Origin of the sequence: Rudaea sp. (genome assembly GCF_036383415.1) — a bacterium.
In the GTDB taxonomy this organism is placed as follows: domain Bacteria; phylum Pseudomonadota; class Gammaproteobacteria; order Xanthomonadales; family Rhodanobacteraceae; genus Rudaea.
This window is the reverse complement of the sequence record NZ_DASVOK010000253.1, coordinates 1-2,118: the sequence shown is the minus strand read 5'-3', so window position 1 is coordinate 2,118 and position 2,118 is coordinate 1. Positions and strand designations below refer to the sequence as shown.

The following is a 2,118-nucleotide window of genomic DNA, read 5'->3' as shown; positions in this document are numbered from 1 at the left end:
CTGCGCGGCGCGCGCACGCTCACGCGCGACGAGGTCGAGATCCGCCTCTACGCGAACGCCGAGCAGCCAGCCGACATCGCCCAGGCGCACGCACTCGGTGTCAGCGGCGTCGGCCTGTATCGCACCGAATTCCTGTTCCTGCAGCGCGGCGACGCGCCGGGCGAGGAAGAACAGTTCGAAGCCTACCGCGAACTCGTGCTGGGCATGGGCGGTTTGCCGGTGACGATACGCACGCTCGATCTCGGCGCCGACAAGGCTGACAGTTCCGGCATCGCCCTGACCGACGAGGATAACCCCGCACTCGGCGTGCGCGGCGTGCGCCTGTCGATGCGCCGCCCGCACCTGTTCGCGACCCAGCTGCGGGCGATCCTGCGCGCGAGCCGCTACGGCCCGGTGCGCGTCCTCGTGCCGATGGTGACGACGGCCGAGGAAGTCGTCGCCGCTAAAGCCCTCGCTGCGCAATGCGCGCGAGAGCTGCGCACCGAAGGCCACGAGATCGCCGACCACTACGAATTCGGCGCGATGATCGAGGTACCGGCCGCGGCGATCGCGCTGTCCACGCTGTTGCGCCATCTCGACTTCGTCTCGATCGGCACCAACGACCTGACCCAGTACATCCTCGCCGCCGACCGCGGCAACGACGCGCTCGGCGTGCTCCACGACCCGCTGCATCCGGCCATGCTCAAGCTGCTCGCGCAAGTGATCGCGACCGGCCAGCGCGCGCAGAAGTCGGTCGCGCTCTGCGGCGAAATGGCCGGCGACACGCGCTACACGGCAATGCTGCTCGCGCTCGGTCTCACTGAATTCTCCATGCACCCATCCTCCCTGCTCGAAGTGCGCCAGGCGATCGCGCAGTGCGATCACGCCAGGCTGCGCCATGCCTCCAAGACCTTGCTGCGCGCGCAATCGCGTGCCGGCATCGAGCGGGTGCTCGAGACCCTGCAGCACTGAGCCCGCGGCGGTGGCCTGTGGCATCATTGGCGCCATTGCGATTCTGCTGTTCCTGCCCGATCCATGCCCAGCCCGATCAATCCGGACGTACTCGCCCGACAGGATGAGCTCGCTGCGTGCTTCTGCCCGCGCGATCCATTCCGCCATGTCGTCATCGAGAATTTTTTCCGCGACGAATACGCGCAGCAGATTCTTGCCCAGTTCCCGCCGTTCGAGCGCGGCAACGCGCGCAACGAAGCGGGCGAACTCGGCAACAAGTCGACGGTGGAGAAGATCTGCGGCCTCGGCAGTGCGTACGCCGCGCTCGACGATCTCGTGCAGTCACGCGAATTCCTCGACTTGATCGGCAAGATCACCGGCATCGACGACCTGCTCTATGACCCTTGGTATTTCGGCGGCGGTACGCACGAGAACCGCCATGGCCAGGACCTCGACGCGCACGTCGACTTCAATCGCCATCCGGCCAACCGCTGGCACCGGCGCCTCAACCTCATCGTCTATCTCAATCACGAATGGGACGATGCGTATGGTGGCTCGCTGCAACTGCACAGCGACCCGCGCAGCGTCGACGACCGCGTCATTACGATCACGCCGAAGTTCAACCGCGCGGTGATCTTCGAGACTACCGAGACGAGCTGGCACGGCTTCCCACGCATCACGCTGCCGAGCGACAAGCAGGCACTGACGCGCAAATCGGTGGCCTTGTACTTCTACACCAAGGACCGCCCGGCCGAGGAGACCGCGGGCACGCATTCGACGATCTACGTCGATGCACCGCTGCCCGCGCGCATCCAGGCCGGACACACGCTCGACGAGGCCGACATCGACGAACTGCGCGCGCTCGTCGAGCGCCGCGACCAGCACAACCAGCGTCTCTATCGCGACCTCGCCGCGATGACCGCGCAGTTCGAACAGGCGCAGGCGGCGCTGTACAGCGGCCACCTCGGGCGACTGCGCCATGTCGCGCGCGTCGCGCTGCGGCGCTTCCGCGGCGGCTGACTGTCCGATCGCGCCGAGTCTCGACGCCATGATCCGCCCCTTCCTGCGCCGACACGTCGTTCCGCTTGCCCGGCACCTGCCGCAGGCCCTGCAGGAACCGCTGCGCGAGGTGTGGCGCGCGTTCGCGCCGCGCCCGATCGCACATACGGGCCGCATCGACGACGCGGC

The 2,118-nt window shown here is 67.4% G+C and carries 2 protein-coding genes; both read left to right on the top strand.

The genetic code is table 11. The annotated features are described in order from the left end of the window. A partial coding sequence (locus tag VF497_RS09540; protein ID WP_330888045.1) for a putative PEP-binding protein occupies nt 1–951 on the top strand: 951 nt, incomplete at its 5' end. A gap of 63 nt (nt 952–1,014) precedes the next feature. Continuing rightward, nucleotides 1,015–1,950: a 2OG-Fe(II) oxygenase gene (locus VF497_RS09535; RefSeq protein ID WP_330888043.1), complete on the top strand. Its 936-nt coding sequence runs from the start codon at nt 1,015–1,017 to the stop codon at nt 1,948–1,950. Nucleotides 1,951–2,118 lie beyond the last annotated feature (168 nt).

Bases quoted from the DNA above. Each gene is read 5' to 3' on its own strand.
- VF497_RS09535 (WP_330888043.1), top strand. From the start codon at position 1,015: ATGCCCAGCCCGATCAATCCGGACGTACTCGCCCGACAGGATGAGCTC.